This is a genomic window from Azospirillum sp. P4_B5, assembly GCF_056402275.1.
Window position 1 is genome coordinate 12,153 of the sequence record NZ_JBFUHT010000033.1, and the last position, 13,237, is coordinate 25,389.

At 68.2% G+C, this 13,237-nt stretch carries 14 protein-coding genes; 11 read left to right on the plus strand and 3 right to left on the minus strand.

What is annotated here, in order from left to right; all coding sequences use genetic code 11:
* Positions 1–99 precede the first annotated feature (99 nt).
* The gene (locus AC1DVI_RS22335; protein ID WP_476959837.1) at positions 100–837 is read right to left on the minus strand and encodes a hypothetical protein; all 738 of its coding nucleotides are present in this window, start codon (positions 835–837) and stop codon (positions 100–102) included.
* A 397-nt stretch (positions 838–1,234) separates the two neighbouring features.
* On the opposite strand from AC1DVI_RS22335, the gene AC1DVI_RS22340 reads away from it, so the two are divergent.
* Positions 1,235–2,524 (plus strand): D-alanyl-D-alanine carboxypeptidase, encoded by a 1,290-nt coding sequence (locus tag AC1DVI_RS22340; RefSeq protein ID WP_476959838.1) that lies wholly within the window; start codon positions 1,235–1,237, stop codon positions 2,522–2,524.
* A gap of 92 nt (positions 2,525–2,616) precedes the next feature.
* Here AC1DVI_RS22340 and AC1DVI_RS22345 read toward each other — a convergent pair whose 3' ends face one another.
* Together AC1DVI_RS22345 and AC1DVI_RS22350 are read right to left on the minus strand one after the other, a co-directional pair.
* Positions 2,617–3,453, minus strand: coding sequence for an ABC transporter substrate-binding protein (locus tag AC1DVI_RS22345; protein WP_476959839.1), 837 nt, complete (start codon positions 3,451–3,453; stop codon positions 2,617–2,619).
* Positions 3,454–3,565: 112 nt separating this feature from the next.
* The gene (locus AC1DVI_RS22350) at positions 3,566–4,261 is read right to left on the minus strand and encodes an ABC transporter permease (RefSeq protein ID WP_476959840.1); all 696 of its coding nucleotides are present in this window, start codon (positions 4,259–4,261) and stop codon (positions 3,566–3,568) included.
* A gap of 119 nt (positions 4,262–4,380) precedes the next feature.
* Here AC1DVI_RS22350 and fdhD point away from each other — a divergent pair, with 119 nt between their 5' ends.
* The 10 genes from fdhD to AC1DVI_RS22400 all read left to right on the plus strand — a co-directional run bounded on the left by fdhD (position 4,381) and on the right by AC1DVI_RS22400 (position 13,233).
* On the plus strand, positions 4,381–5,262 hold the full coding sequence (gene fdhD, locus AC1DVI_RS22355) for a formate dehydrogenase accessory sulfurtransferase FdhD (protein ID WP_476959841.1): 882 nt from the start codon (positions 4,381–4,383) through the stop codon (positions 5,260–5,262).
* Entirely contained in the window at positions 5,252–5,878 is a 627-nt protein-coding gene (gene mobA / locus AC1DVI_RS22360) for a molybdenum cofactor guanylyltransferase MobA (protein WP_476959842.1), read from the plus strand. Before fdhD ends, mobA begins: the two co-directional genes overlap by 11 nt.
* Positions 5,875–6,369, plus strand: coding sequence for a DUF3305 domain-containing protein (locus AC1DVI_RS22365; protein WP_476959843.1), 495 nt, complete (start codon positions 5,875–5,877; stop codon positions 6,367–6,369). Before mobA ends, AC1DVI_RS22365 begins: the two co-directional genes overlap by 4 nt.
* A 201-nt stretch (positions 6,370–6,570) precedes the next feature.
* Complete coding sequence (locus AC1DVI_RS22370) at positions 6,571–7,161, plus strand: DUF3306 domain-containing protein (RefSeq protein ID WP_476959844.1); 591 nt, start codon at positions 6,571–6,573, stop codon at positions 7,159–7,161.
* A 290-nt stretch (positions 7,162–7,451) separates the two neighbouring features.
* Positions 7,452–8,063 carry a TorD/DmsD family molecular chaperone gene (locus AC1DVI_RS22375; protein WP_137115811.1) on the plus strand — a complete coding sequence of 204 codons (612 nt, stop codon included), beginning with the start codon at positions 7,452–7,454 and terminating at the stop codon, positions 8,061–8,063.
* A gap of 163 nt (positions 8,064–8,226) precedes the next feature.
* The gene (locus AC1DVI_RS22380; RefSeq protein ID WP_038529100.1) at positions 8,227–8,427 is read left to right on the plus strand and encodes a hypothetical protein; all 201 of its coding nucleotides are present in this window, start codon (positions 8,227–8,229) and stop codon (positions 8,425–8,427) included.
* A gap of 15 nt (positions 8,428–8,442) precedes the next feature.
* Complete coding sequence (locus AC1DVI_RS22385) at positions 8,443–11,331, plus strand: formate dehydrogenase subunit alpha (protein WP_149166661.1); 2,889 nt, start codon at positions 8,443–8,445, stop codon at positions 11,329–11,331.
* Between the two features lie 20 nt (positions 11,332–11,351).
* Positions 11,352–11,948: a formate dehydrogenase FDH3 subunit beta gene (gene fdh3B, locus AC1DVI_RS22390; protein WP_038529096.1), complete on the plus strand. Its 597-nt coding sequence runs from the start codon at positions 11,352–11,354 to the stop codon at positions 11,946–11,948.
* Positions 11,945–12,139, plus strand: coding sequence for a hypothetical protein (locus AC1DVI_RS22395; RefSeq protein ID WP_476959845.1), 195 nt, complete (start codon positions 11,945–11,947; stop codon positions 12,137–12,139). The genes fdh3B and AC1DVI_RS22395 overlap by 4 nt, the downstream gene beginning before the upstream one ends.
* A gap of 32 nt (positions 12,140–12,171) precedes the next feature.
* Entirely contained in the window at positions 12,172–13,233 is a 1,062-nt protein-coding gene (locus AC1DVI_RS22400) for a formate dehydrogenase subunit gamma (RefSeq protein WP_476959846.1), read from the plus strand.
* Positions 13,234–13,237: the final 4 nt, after the last annotated feature.

Consider the following 13,237-nt stretch of genomic DNA (forward strand, 5'->3'; position numbering starts at 1 on the left):
CCACCCTAACCCTCCCCCGCTATCGCAGGGGAGGGGACTGATCTCCCTCTCCCGCCCAGCGGGGGAGGGCCGGGGAGGGGGGAATGTCAGCCCTGCTCGCTACTTCCCGGCGAACAGCCAGGTACCGAAGGGCGCGGTAGGCCCGACCAGCGCGTCGCGGCCCACCTGGACCTCGAAGACCACGCCGGCGCTGTCCACCTGTCCGCCGGTCGGCAGGGTGCGCGGCGCGTCCTGCGGGCGCGGCAGGGCAGGGTAAGGCACGCCGGTTCCCTGGTCTCCGCCGTCAAGCTCCTTCAGCGGCCCGTCGAAACGGATGTCGGAGAAGCGGTCGGAGGGGTAGGGGTAGGCGTTGAAGAACCAGCTTCCCCGCCGGCAGCCGTTGATCAGCCAGTAGACGCCGTTGGACGGCAGGCGCACCCCGCTCGGCGCCGGCTCGAAGGCGCCGCTCTCGTAGAGGCGCAGGACGAACAGGGCGAACTGGCGCGGCGACAGTTGGGCCTTGGCGACCGGGCCGCGGGCGACCGCCGCCGGGTCGTCCAGGTCGATGCGGGCGAGGTCGGTGGCCTCCAGCACGCGCGCCTCGACCATCGCGCCGCCGGTGCTGCGGTCGCCGACGATGTCGTAGGTCCGCACATGCTTCTGATAGTCGGCGTTGAAAACCAGCCGGTAGCGGTCGGTCTCCCCCTTGGTGCAGGCGGCGCGCAGGTCGTCGCCGTTGAGGTAGCTGACCCAGGTGAGCTTGCGCGCCACCGGATTGTCGGTCGGCCCGACCGAGGCGCAACCGGCGAGGAGGCCCGCCACGGCCAGTCCCGCCGCCAGCCCCACCGCCCGCGCCATCCGTCCTCTTCGTCCATCCCGGACGGCAGCGCGCGAAATCGTCGGGCGTCGCTTGGGCGGGCGTGTCATGAGGTGCCTCGCGTCCGGTATGGATGGGGTGGGATGGTCCTGCCCTTCCGGGAAGATGGATCGACGGTCGCGCTCCTTCAACGCGGTTCGCCCCGGACGGGTCCCCGCCTTATCCAATTGCGTCACAGCGGCGCCGAAGAAATCGAGGCGATAAATTAACGAATTGTCGCTAGACACTGATTTCCATGGAATTTACCATTGCGCCAAACAGCAAGTATTAGCCTTTGGCGGGGGCATCATGAACGTAACGGGCCAGACCGTTCGAAGCCTGCTTTTCGCATTCGCTTGGGGCGGGCGCGAAACGGAGGGGGAACAGGCCACAGAACGTTTGGCGAATGGACGTTCGACTCTGGGAAGTGCCTTCGGCATTACCCCTTTCGTTAGAAGGCTGTGCGGCACGCTGGCGGTTCTGGCGGCGACCGTGCTGGCGCCGCTGCCGGCGCTGGCTGCGAAGTACGCGGCGATCGTCGTCGACGCGCGCACGGGTGAGGTTCTGCACGAGGAGAACGCCGACACCCTCACCTATCCGGCGTCGCTGACCAAGATGATGACGCTCTACCTGACCTTCGACGCGCTGGATTCCGGGCGGCTGCGGTTGGACCAGGCGCTGCCGGTGTCGGCCTGGGCGGAGGCGCAGTCCCCGACCAAGCTGGGGCTGCGCGCCGGCAAGACGCTGCGGGTGGAGCAGGCGATCCTCGGGCTGGTTACCAAGTCGGCCAACGACGCCTCGGTCGTGCTGGCGGAGGCGCTGGGCGGCAGCGAGGCGAAATTCGCCGAGATGATGACCCGCAAGGCCCGCGAGCTGGGCATGCGCAACACCGTGTTCCGCAATTCCAACGGCCTGCCGAATATGGAGCAGCTGACCACGGCGCGCGACTTCTCCATCCTGTCGCGGGCGATGCTGTCCGACCACTCCCGCTACTACCCCTATTTCAGCCGTCGCGCCTTCGTCTATGGCGGGCGCAGCCTGAACAACCACAATCGGTTGATGTCGCGTTACGAGGGCATGGACGGTATCAAGACCGGCTACACGGTGGCCAGCGGCTTCAACCTCGCGGCGTCGGCGGTGCGCGACGGGCGCCGGCTGGTCGCCGTGGTGCTGGGCGGCAAGTCCGCGGCCTCGCGCGACGCCCGTATGGAAGCGATCCTGGACCGGGCGTTCGACAAGCCGAGTCGCGGTTCGGAGGCGCCGGTCGTCGCCCGCGCCGGGGACGAGGACACGCCGCGCGCCACCGCCAAGGGCAGGCCGCCGGCCCGGCCGGAGACCATCGCGCAACTCGCCTCCACCGTCTCCACCCCCGCCGCGGKCCGCCCGCCGGCCCGCGCCCGTGACGAGGACGGCGACTCGCCGAAGACGGACGGGTCGAAATGGGGTGTGCAGGTCGGCGCCTTCTCCACGCGGGAGGCCAGCAAGCGGGCGCTGACCCAGGCGACCAAGCAGGCGCCCTTCCTGCTGCGCGCCGCCAAGCCGGCGGTGACCCCGGTGAAGTCCAACGGCTCCACCGTCTACCGCGCCCGCATGGTCGGGCTGGACGAGGGGACCGCTCGCAAGGTCTGCTCGGAACTGACCCGCAGCGGCCACCGCTGCGTCCCGGTGTCGCTGAACGAGAAGCTGTAGGCCGGCTTCTTCCAGCGGGCTCTTTTTCCGCCATATGAAAAAGGCGCAGCCGCGGGGCTGCGCCTTTTTTCATGTCCGCGGAGCGGGGGCGGTCAGGCGCCCGGCTCGTTGGCGTTCGGGAAGAACAGCGGTTTGCCGTTGATCGTGTAATCCGCGATGGCCTGCTGGCCCTCGGCGGAGACCAGCCAGCTCACGAAGGCCTGCCCGTCGGCGGCTTTGACGTGGCTGAACTTGGCCGGGTTGACCAGCATGACGCCATACTGGTTGAACAGTCGCCTGTCGCCTTCCACCAGCACATCGAGGTCGCCGCGGTTCTTGAAGCTGAGCCAGGTCGCGCGGTCGGTCATGGCGTAGCCGTTCACCGCGGCCGCGGTGTTCAGCGTGGCGCCCATGCCCTGGCCGATGGCGCGGTACCAGCCGTCACCCGCCGTGGGGTCGACGCCGGCGGTCTTCCACAGCGCCTGTTCCGACTTGTGGGTGCCGCTGTCGTCGCCGCGCGACACGAAGGGAGCCTTGGCGGCGGCGATGCTCTTCAGCGCGGCGGAGACATCCTTGCTGCCGCCGACCTTGGCCGGGTCGGCCTTCGGCCCGACGATCACGAAGTCGTTGTACATGACCGGCTTGCGCTCGGTGCTGAAGCCCTCGGCGACGAACTTGTCCTCGGACGGCTTGTGATGGACGAACAGCACGTCGGCGTCGCCGCGCTTGGCGATGTCGATGGCCTGGCCGGTGCCCTTGGCGACCACGCGGACCTCGATCCCGGTCTTCTCGGTGAACTTCGGCAGGATCGACTTGAACAGGCCCGAATCCTCGGTCGAGGTCGTGGAGGCCACGGTGATGAAGCGGTCGGCGGCGGTGGACGGCTGAACGGAGCCGAGCAGCAGAGCCGCCGCGGCGGCGCATCCCAGCACGAAAGAACGGCGCAGCATCGGACTATCCCTCTCCAGGTTCATGCCCGCCTTGGTTGCAGGCTGTGGCGGCGACTATGGGAAAGTTCGAACGGCATTGCAAATTTTCCAGAATCGCGGAGGCAGCGGAGACTCAGGCCCGCCGCGTCTCCCCCACCATCGCGGCGGCGAGGTTCACCGACAGCGACAGGGCCATCAGGATGACGCCGAGGCCGAGCGCCAGCGGCAGGTCGCCCTTGCTGGTCTCCAGCGCGATGGAGGTGGTCATGACGCGGGTCACCCGGTCGATGTTGCCGCCGACGATCATCACCGCCCCGACCTCCGCCGAGGCCCGCCCGAAGCCGGCCAGCACGATGGTCAGCAGGCTCCAGCGCGCCTCCGACAGCAGGGTGCACAGGGTGGTCAGCGGCCCGGTCCCCATCACCCGCAGCAGGTCGCCATACTCCACCAGCAGATCCTCGACGATCTGACGGGTCAGGGCGGCGACGATGGGCACGATCAGCACGGTCTGGGCCACGATCATCGCGGTCGGGGTGAACAGCAGCCCCAGCACGCCGAGCGGGCCGGAGCGCGACAGGATCAGATAGACGATCAGCCCGACCACCACCGGCGGCAGCCCCATCGCCGTGTTCAGGAACAGGGTCACGGCGCGCCGTCCCGGAAAGCGGAAGGCGGCCACGGCGGCGCCCAGCGGCAGGCCGATCAGGGCCGACAGCAGGACGGCGGTCAGGCTGACGCGCAGCGACAGGCCGACGATCCCCACCAGACCGGGGTCGAGGTCGGCGATCAGGTGGAAGGCGGTGACGAAGGCCAGACCGAACTCATTCATATGGATACTCGTGCATACCAGGCGCTCGCGCGTCAAATCGGGACCGCATCGCTTCCGTCTTGCGGGAGCCGATCATCCGCCGCTTGCCCCGGCGCGCAATCTTCCCCACTCTTCCGGTCATGGACCTCTCGGAATTCACCATAAAGCCGGACCCGGCGAATCCCAAGCTGACGGAGCGCGTTTCCGGGCTGGATCAGGACGGGCGTCCGGTGGAGGCGTCGGTCACCGTGGAACGGCCGCTGACGCTGTACCTGAACGGGCAGGAGATCGTCACCATGATGACGATCGCCGACTACCCCGATTATCTGGCGGTGGGCTATCTGCTCAACCAGAACATGCTGAAGCGCGACGACCGGATCACCGGCATCGACTACGACGAGGAGATCGACACCGTCGTCGTCCGCACCGAGCGCGCCACGAATTACGAGCAGAAGCTCAAGAAGAAGACGCTGACCTCCGGTTGCGCCCAGGGCACCGCCTTCGGCGACGTGATGGAAACCTTCGAGTCGGTGCGCCTGAACCCCGACGCGCGGCTGAAGACCTCCTGGATCTACGCCCTGTCGAAGAAGATCAACCTGACCCCCAGCCTGTATCTGGAGGCCGGGGCCATCCACGGCTGCGTGCTCTGCCAGGAGGACCGCCCGCTCGTCTATATGGAGGACGTCGGGCGGCACAACGCGGTGGACAAGGTGGCGGGCTACATGCACCTGCACGGCGTGCCGGCGCATGACAAGATCTTCTACACGACCGGGCGCCTGACCTCGGAGATGGTCATCAAGACGGTGCAGATGGGCATCCCGATCCTGATCTCCCGCTCCGGCTTCACCGCCTGGGGGGTGGAGCTTGGGCGGCAAGCCAACCTGACCATGGTCGGACGGGCCAAGGGCAAGCGCTTCCTCGCCCTGGCCGGCACCGACCGGCTGGACTTCGACGCCGACCCGGCCGCGGTCGGGGACGAGGGCGGACGCCACCAGCGCAAGGGGAGCCGCGATGACGAGTGAGGGCATTGCCGGCGTGCTGCTGGCCGGCGGCCTGTCGCGGCGCATGGGCGGCGGCGACAAGAGCCTGCGCACGCTGGGCGGGCGCAGCATCCTGGAGCGCATCGTCGCCACGGTGCGCCCGCAGGTCGGGCCGCTGGTGCTCAACGCCAACGGCGATCCGGCGCGCTTCGCCGCCTTCGGCCTGCCGGTGGCGGCGGACGTGGTGGAGGGCTTCGCCGGGCCGCTGGCCGGGGTGCTGACCGGAATGGAATGGGCACGGGCCAACGCGCCGAGCTGCCGCTGGCTGGCCAGCTTCGCCACCGACGCGCCCTTCATTCCCGGCGATCTGGTCGCGCGTCTGGTCGCGGCGGTGGAGCGCGAAGGCGCCGACCTCGCCTGCGCCCGCTCCGACGGGCAGGAGCATCCGGTTTTCGGGCTGTGGCGGGTGGACCTCGCCGATGACCTCCGCCGCGCCATGGTGGAGGAGGACATGCGCAAGGTGGACGCCTGGACGGCCCGGTACCGTCTGGCGGTTGCCGACTTCACCACCGATCCGGTAGACCCCTTCTTCAACACGAACCGTCCCGACGATCTGGCGGAGGCGGAACGGCTGATGGCGGCGGGACTGGTCCGATGAGCGAAGCGCTGAACAGAACCGAGACGATGGCCCTGGGCATCGTCCTGGAGCGCCGCAAGGGCGCCAGCCCCTGGGCGGACTGGGTGTGGCGTCCGGTCTCGGTGATCCCCGGCGCTCCGCCGGTCGACGGTCCCTGGCGGTTGCTGCGCGATGGGGAGGGTTGGGCACACTTCCACGCCGCGACCCTGCCGCTGGAACTGTTCCGCAGCGACACCGAAGGCTACAAGCTGAACCTGTCGCAGGAGCCGCCGCGCCTCTGGGTCGTGCTGCGTCCGGACGAGACAGGTGAGCCGGGGGGCGTCGTGCCCTTCGTCGTCACCGCCTCCGCCCACGAATGCGAAGCCTATCAGGTGAGCGGCGTGGAGATGGTGGAGACGGTGCCAATGCCGCCGGAGGTCACGGCGCTGGTCCGCGACTTCACCGAGCAGCACCATGTGGATGTCCCCTTCGTGAAGCGTGAGCGCAAGCGGCACTTCCCGAAGCAGGGGTGATGAATTCTTGAAGGGGCTCCGGCGCCGCGCCCCCCTCCCGGCCTCCCCCCGCTCTCGGCGGRCCGAAGGTCCGCCTGCCGCGTCAGCGCAAACCTCTGGTTTGCGCGAGAGCTTCGCAGGGGGAGGAGCTGATTCCCTCCCCTGCGAAGCGGGGGAGGGTTAGGGTGGGGGCAAGGTCTGGCAATCCCTGAGACGCACAGCATGACCGACGAATCGTTCCTCTCCCGCTGGTCCCGCCTGAAGCGGCAGCCCGCCGCCCCCGCCCCGGAACCGGCCCTGGAGCCTGTGCCGCCGCCGCCGGCCGAGGAACCGCCCGCGCAACTTCCGGTGGACGCGGTGGCCGAACCGGCCGAGACCGCGCCGGAAGCTGACGACCCACTGAAGGACCTTCCCCCTGTGGAGGATCTGACGCTGGAGTCCGACTTCACCCCCTTCCTGCGGGCGGAGGTCCCGGACGACTTGCACCGGCAGGCGCTGCGCAAGCTGTGGACCTCCGACCCGGTCTTCGCCAACGACGACGGGTTGAAGGACTACGCCGACGACTACGCCAGCCTGTTCACCGGTTCCTCGCCGGTGAAGACGCTTTACCGCGTCGGCAAGGGCTTCCTCGACGCCTCGGAGGAGGCGGCGGAGGCGGCGGAGGCGGCGGAGCAAGGAGCCGGTGAGGCGGCCGCGGACGGCGGCGTCGATGAAGACGGGAAAGAAACAGTGGCGCTTCCCGAAGGTTCGGAGCCGGAACAGATCCCCTCCGCTTCGCAGGAACCGGACATCGATATGACAAAAAGGGCATAGCGCTAGTCCAGCCCAAGTCGCGGTAAGCACACTTCTGAGTCAACCTTTGTTGACAAACACCGCGAATCTGCCCTTTAATACCCCGACACTGCACGTTAAGCCTCTGATGTGGCGAGGCTTTTCGCGGGTGCAATATGAGGTTGTCGGTCCAGGGCGTCTCGGGCGCCGGCCCTTGACGCCGTGAGCCTGCAACGGGCGAGCCAATGCGCCGCCGTTGTCGCGACGGGTGGGGCCGGGTGCCGGAGTTTTGCCGATCTGGTCCTTTTGTCGTGTCGGGAGGGATGAACGCCGTGTCCGTGACCGGTGAACACGATCCGTCGGCCCTGCCGCCGGAAGAGATGCAGCGGGCGCAGCTCTACGCCCTGCTGGCGCATCTGCTTGCCCGCCCGCCCGGCGGGGAGTTCCTGGCCGCCCTGTCGGCGCTGGACGGCGACGCGAGCCCGCTGGGGCAGGCGCTGCGCGGTCTGGCCGAGGCCGCCCGTGGCACGGACGCCGCAGCGGTCGAGGAGGAGTTCAACACCCTCTTCATCGGCGTCGGCGGCGGCATCCTGTCCCCCTACGGCTCCTACTATCTCACGGGTTTCCTTCACGAAAAGCCGCTGGCGGAGCTGCGCGGCGACATGGCGCTGCTGGGCATCGCCCGCGCCGACGAGGTGAAGGAACCGGAAGACCACATCGCCGCCCTGGCCGAGATGATGGCGGGTCTGATCACCGGGGCCTTCGACGCCCCGGCCGATCTGGAGGCGCAGCGCCGCTTCTTCGACCGCCACATCGGCTCCTGGGCCGGCAGGTTCTTCACCGATCTGGAATCCACGCCGTCCGCCGCCTTCTACCGCGCGGTGGGCACGCTGGGTCACCGGTATCTGGAGGTCGAGGGGAAAGCCTTCGACATGGCGGCGTGACGGGGCGGCATGACCGCACACCGGCACCGTCGCCGAACAGGCAACAAAACAACGAGACCGGCCCACGACAAGGCCGGTCCGGAAACGCTGAAAACAAGGCCCGGAAACCGGGCGGCACATCGGTCTTCAGTCTCGGGGAAGCCGCGAAGAATAGGGTGAAGCTATGACGGACAAGAAGGAAAAGACCACGCTGGCGCGGCGCGACCTGTTCCGCGCGGCTGGATTGGGCGTCGGCGCGCTGGGCGCCGCCGCCGTGGGCGCCGTGGCGGGTGCGGAGCCGGTGCAGGCCGCCGAGCCCGCTCCCGCGCAGGGCTACCGCGAGACCGACCATGTCCGGACGGTCTACGAACTGAGCCGCTTCTAAGAAGGACCGCCGCACATGCTGACAAAGAAGAAGGCGGCTGCTTCCGGCGGCCGTTCACTGGCGAAGATGGTTTCCGGCCTGACCGGTAACACCGTCGATCGTCGTTCGTTCCTCCGCACCTCGGGCATCGCCGCCGGTGGCGCCGCCATCGCCGCCACCATGCCCTTCGGCATGGTAAAGAAGGCCGAGGCGGTGACCGCCACCCCCGCCGCGGGCGCGCCGGTCAAGCTGGTCAAGAACGTCTGCACCCACTGCTCGGTCGGTTGCACAGTCACCGCCGAGGTGCAGAACGGCGTGTGGATCGGCCAGGAGCCGAGCTTCGACAGCCCGATCAACCTGGGCGCCCATTGCGCCAAGGGTGCCGCGGTGCGCGAGCACGCCCACGGCGACCGCCGCCTGCGCTACCCGATGAAGATGGTGGACGGCAAGTGGACCCGGATTTCCTGGGACCAGGCCATCCAGGAGGTCGGCGACAAGCTGCTGGCGATCCGCGAGAAGTCCGGCCCGGATTCGGTCTTCTGGCTCGGCTCGGCCAAGCACAGCAACGAGCAGGCCTACCTGATCCGCAAGTTCGCCGCCTTCTGGGGCACGAACAACGTCGACCATCAGGCCCGCATCTGCCATTCCACCACCGTCGCCGGCGTGGCGAACGTGTGGGGCTATGGCGCCATGACGAACTCGTACAACGACATCCAGAAGTCGCGCGCGATGTTCTTCATCGGCTCCAACGCCGCGGAGGCCCACCCGGTCTCCATGCTCCACATCCTGAAGGGCAAGGAGCAGAACAACGCCCCGCTGATCGTCGCCGATCCGCGCTTCACCCGCACCGCGGCCAAGGCCGACGAGTACATCCGCTTCCGCCCCGGCACCGACGTCGGTCTGATCTGGGGCATCCTCTGGCACATCTTCGAGAATGGCTGGGAGGACAAGGAGTACATCGCCAAGCGCGTCTACGGCATGGACGAGATCCGCGCCGAGGTCGCCAAGTGGACTCCGGAGGAGGTCGAGAAGGTCACCGGCGTTCCGGGCTCGCAGCTGAAGCGCGTCGCCCGCACGCTGGCCTCCAACCGTCCGGGCACGCTCGTCTGGTGCATGGGTGGCACGCAGCACCACATCGGCAACAACAACACTCGCGCCTACTGCGTGCTCCAGCTCGCTCTGGGCAACGTCGGCGTGACGGGCGGCGGCACCAACATCTTCCGCGGCCACGACAACGTGCAGGGCGCCACCGACTTCGGCGTCACCTCGGACTCGCTGCCCGGCTACTACGGTCTGGCGGAAGGCGCGTGGCGCCACTGGGCGCGCGTCTGGGACGTCCCCTATGACGAGGTCCTGGCCCGCTTCAAGGACAAGAAGCTGATGGAGGCCACCGGCATCCCGGTGTCCCGCTGGTTCGACGGCGTCCTGGAAGCCAAGGAGAACATGGACCAGCCCGAGAGCATCAAGGGCATGGTCTTCTGGGGTCACGCGCCGAACAGCCAGGTCCGCCTTCCCGACATGAAGAAGGCGATGGAGAAGCTGGAGCTGCTGGTCGTCGTCGATCCGTTCCCGACGATGACCGCCGTCCTGTCCGACCGCAAGGACAACTTCTACCTGCTGCCCGCCGCCACCCAGTTCGAGACCGTCGGGTCGCGCACCGCGTCCAACCGCTCGGTCCAGTGGTGCGACAAGATCATGGAGCCGCTCTTCGAGGCGAAGACGGACCATGAGATCATGTACCTGTTCGCCAAGAAGTTCGGCTTCGCCGAGCCGATGTTCAAGAACATCAAGCTCCACGGCAACGAGCCGGACATCGAGGACACGACGCGGGAGTGGAACCGCGGCATGTGGTCGGTCGGCTACACCGGCCAGTCGCCGGAGCGGCTAAAGCTGCACATGCAGCATCAGGCGACCTTCGACAAGACCACGCTGCGCGCCAACGGCGGCCCGTGCGACGGCGACTATTACGGCCTGCCGTGGCCCTGCTGGGGCACGCCGGAGATGAAGCATCCGGGCACGGCCAACCTCTACGACACCTCCCTGCCGGTCGCCGAGGGCGGCGGCGCCTTCCGCGCGCGCTTCGGCGTCGAGCGCAACGGCGTGACGCTGCTGGCCGAGGGCTCCTACCCGGTCGGGTCGGAGATCAAGGACGGCTACCCGGAAGTCACCTACGCCATGCTGGACAAGCTGGGCTGGACCGGGGACCTGACCGAGGCCGAGATGGCGGTCATCCGGAAGATCGGCGGCGAGAAGATCGGCGCCGTGTCCTGGACCACCGACCTGTCGGGCGGCATCCAGCGCGTGGCGATCAAGCACGGCCTGAACCCGCCGGGCAACGCCAAGGCCCGCTGCGTCGCCTGGAACTTCCCGGACCCGGTGCCGGTGCACCGCGAGCCGCTCTACACGCCGCGCCGCGATCTGGTCGCCAGCTACCCGACCTACAAGGACACCAAGTCCTGGCGCCTGCCGACGCTCTACAAGTCCATCCAGGACCGCGACGTGTCGAAGGAGTATCCGATCATCCTCACCTCCGGCCGTCTGGTCGAGTATGAGGGCGGCGGCGACGAAACCCGGTCGAACCCGTGGCTGGCCGAGCTGCAGCAGGACATGTTCGTCGAGATCAACCCGTTCGATGCCAACAACGCCGGCATCAAGGACGGCCAGATGGTCTGGGTCGAGGGTGCCGAGCAGGGCAAGGTGAAGGTCAAGGCCATGCTGACCGAGCGTGTCGGCCGTGGCGTCGCCTTCATGCCCTTCCACTTCGGGGGCCACTTCCAGGGCCAGGATCTGCGCGCCAAGTACCCGCAGGGCGCCGACCCGATCGTGCTGGGCGAGGCGGCGAACACCGCCACGACCTACGGCTACGACTCGGTCACGCAGATGCAGGAAACCAAGACCACCCTCTGCCGGATCTCGGCGGCCTGAGACGCTAGGAGTTCATCACCATGGCCCGCATGAAATTCCTCTGCGACGCGGACCGCTGCATCGAATGCAACGCCTGCGTCACCGCCTGCAAGAACGAGCACGAGGTGCCCTGGGGCATCAACCGCCGCCGCGTCGTCACCATCAACGACGGCAAGCCCGGTGAGCGGTCGATCTCGGTCGCCTGCATGCATTGCTCCGACGCGCCCTGCAAGGCGGTCTGCCCGGTCGACTGCTTCTACCAGACCGAGCAGGGCGTGGTCCTGCACAACAAGGACCTGTGCATCGGCTGCGGCTACTGCTTCTACGCCTGCCCGTTCGGCGCCCCGCAGTACCCGCAGGCCGGCAACTTCGGCACCCGCGGCAAGATGGACAAGTGCACCTTCTGCGCCGGCGGCCCGGAGGCCGACAACACGGACGCGGAGTACAGGAAGTACGGCCGCAACCGTCTGGCCGAAGGCAAGCTGCCGCTCTGTGCCGAGATGTGCTCGACCAAGGCCCTGCTGGCCGGCGACGGCGACAAGGTGTCGGACATCTACCGCGAGCGCGTGGTCGCCCGCGGCTTCGGGTCCGGCGCCTGGGGCTGGGGCACCGCCTATCAGATGAAGGCGGGGTCGTGACCGTGATCCGCCGCACCGTCTGTGCGATGGCGCTTCTCCTCGTCACCCCGCTTCTGGCGGGGTGCAACGAGGAGGAGCAGGCGCGCCCGATCCATCTGGAGAAAGGCGTCTATCGCGGCGCCGCGGACAGCCAGCTGTCCGCGGATCAGGTCCGGGCGCTCCAGCAGCGTTCCGCGGGGCAGCGTTTCTGATGGGCGCGCTTCTCAAGGGAAGGGCTGACGCAATGACGTCGAATCATTCCATGGCCGGACTGGCCAAGAGCGGGCTGGGCAAGACGCTGCACATCGTGCTGCTGGGCGTCGCCATGCTGGCGCTGACCCTGGTCATGGCCAACGTCTCCTCCGCTTCGGCGGCGGAGGCGTTCCCGCCGGTCGCCAGCCAGCCGGCGGACGGCACCTCCAAGACCGACCTGTGGCGCGGGGTCCGCTCCGGCGAACAGGGCTATGTCTCCATCCCCAACAAGAGCGCCGGCGTGCTGGTGCAGTCGGAAGGGGAGGCGTGGCGCTCGGTCCGCAACGGCCCGCTGTCCACCTACGGCGGCTGGGTGCTGGGGGGCATGCTGGGTCTGCTCGTGCTGTTCTTCCTGGTGCGCGGGCGCATCCGGATCGACGGCCAGAAGACCGGGCGGACCATCCAGCGCTTCAACGCCTTCGAGCGGGGGGTGCACTGGCTGACCGCCGGCAGCTTCGTCATCCTGGCCTTCACCGGGCTGAACCTGATGTACGGGCGCTACACCATCCTGCCGCTGCTGGGGCCGGAGACGTTCGCCGGCATCACCCAGTACGGCAAGTTCGCCCACAACTATCTGGGATTCGCCTTCATCCTGGGCATCGTCCTCATCTTCGTGATGTGGGTGAAGCACAACATCCCGGAGCGCAACGACATCACCTGGGCGCTGAAGGCCGGCGGGCTGTTCAGCAAGGGTGTGCATCCGGCGGCCAAGAAGTTCAACGCCGGCCAGAAGGTGATCTTCTGGGCGACGGTGCTGGGCGGCGCGGCGCTGGGCTTCACGGGCGTGCAGTTGCTGTGGCCCTTCTCCTTCGCCTCGCTGGCCGACCTGCAACTCTACCAGTTGATCCACGCCGCGGTGGCGGTGGTGCTGACCGCGGTCATCATCGCGCACATCTACATCGGCTCGGTCGGCATGGAAGGCGCCTTCGACGCGATGGGCACCGGCGACGTCGAACTCCAGTGGGCGCGCGAGCACCACTCGCTGTGGGTTCAGGAGGTCACGGGCGAGACTCCGCGTTCGCACCACGGCCGTCACCGCGCGCCCGCCGAGTGAGGAT

Coding starts and splice junctions, on each gene's coding strand:
- AC1DVI_RS22380 (WP_038529100.1), top strand. CDS start 8,227: ATGACGGACAAGAAGGAAAAGACCACGCTGGCGCGGCGCGACCTGTTC.
- AC1DVI_RS22385 (WP_149166661.1), top strand. CDS start 8,443: ATGCTGACAAAGAAGAAGGCGGCTGCTTCCGGCGGCCGTTCACTGGCG.
- fdhD (WP_476959841.1), top strand. CDS start 4,381: ATGGACCTCTCGGAATTCACCATAAAGCCGGACCCGGCGAATCCCAAG.
- AC1DVI_RS22400 (WP_476959846.1), top strand. CDS start 12,172: ATGACGTCGAATCATTCCATGGCCGGACTGGCCAAGAGCGGGCTGGGC.
- AC1DVI_RS22350 (WP_476959840.1), bottom strand. CDS start 4,261: ATGAATGAGTTCGGTCTGGCCTTCGTCACCGCCTTCCACCTGATCGCC.
- mobA (WP_476959842.1), top strand. CDS start 5,252: ATGACGAGTGAGGGCATTGCCGGCGTGCTGCTGGCCGGCGGCCTGTCG.
- AC1DVI_RS22335 (WP_476959837.1), bottom strand. CDS start 837: ATGGCGCGGGCGGTGGGGCTGGCGGCGGGACTGGCCGTGGCGGGCCTC.
- AC1DVI_RS22365 (WP_476959843.1), top strand. CDS start 5,875: ATGAGCGAAGCGCTGAACAGAACCGAGACGATGGCCCTGGGCATCGTC.
- fdh3B (WP_038529096.1), top strand. CDS start 11,352: ATGGCCCGCATGAAATTCCTCTGCGACGCGGACCGCTGCATCGAATGC.
- AC1DVI_RS22345 (WP_476959839.1), bottom strand. CDS start 3,453: ATGCTGCGCCGTTCTTTCGTGCTGGGATGCGCCGCCGCGGCGGCTCTG.
- AC1DVI_RS22370 (WP_476959844.1), top strand. CDS start 6,571: ATGACCGACGAATCGTTCCTCTCCCGCTGGTCCCGCCTGAAGCGGCAG.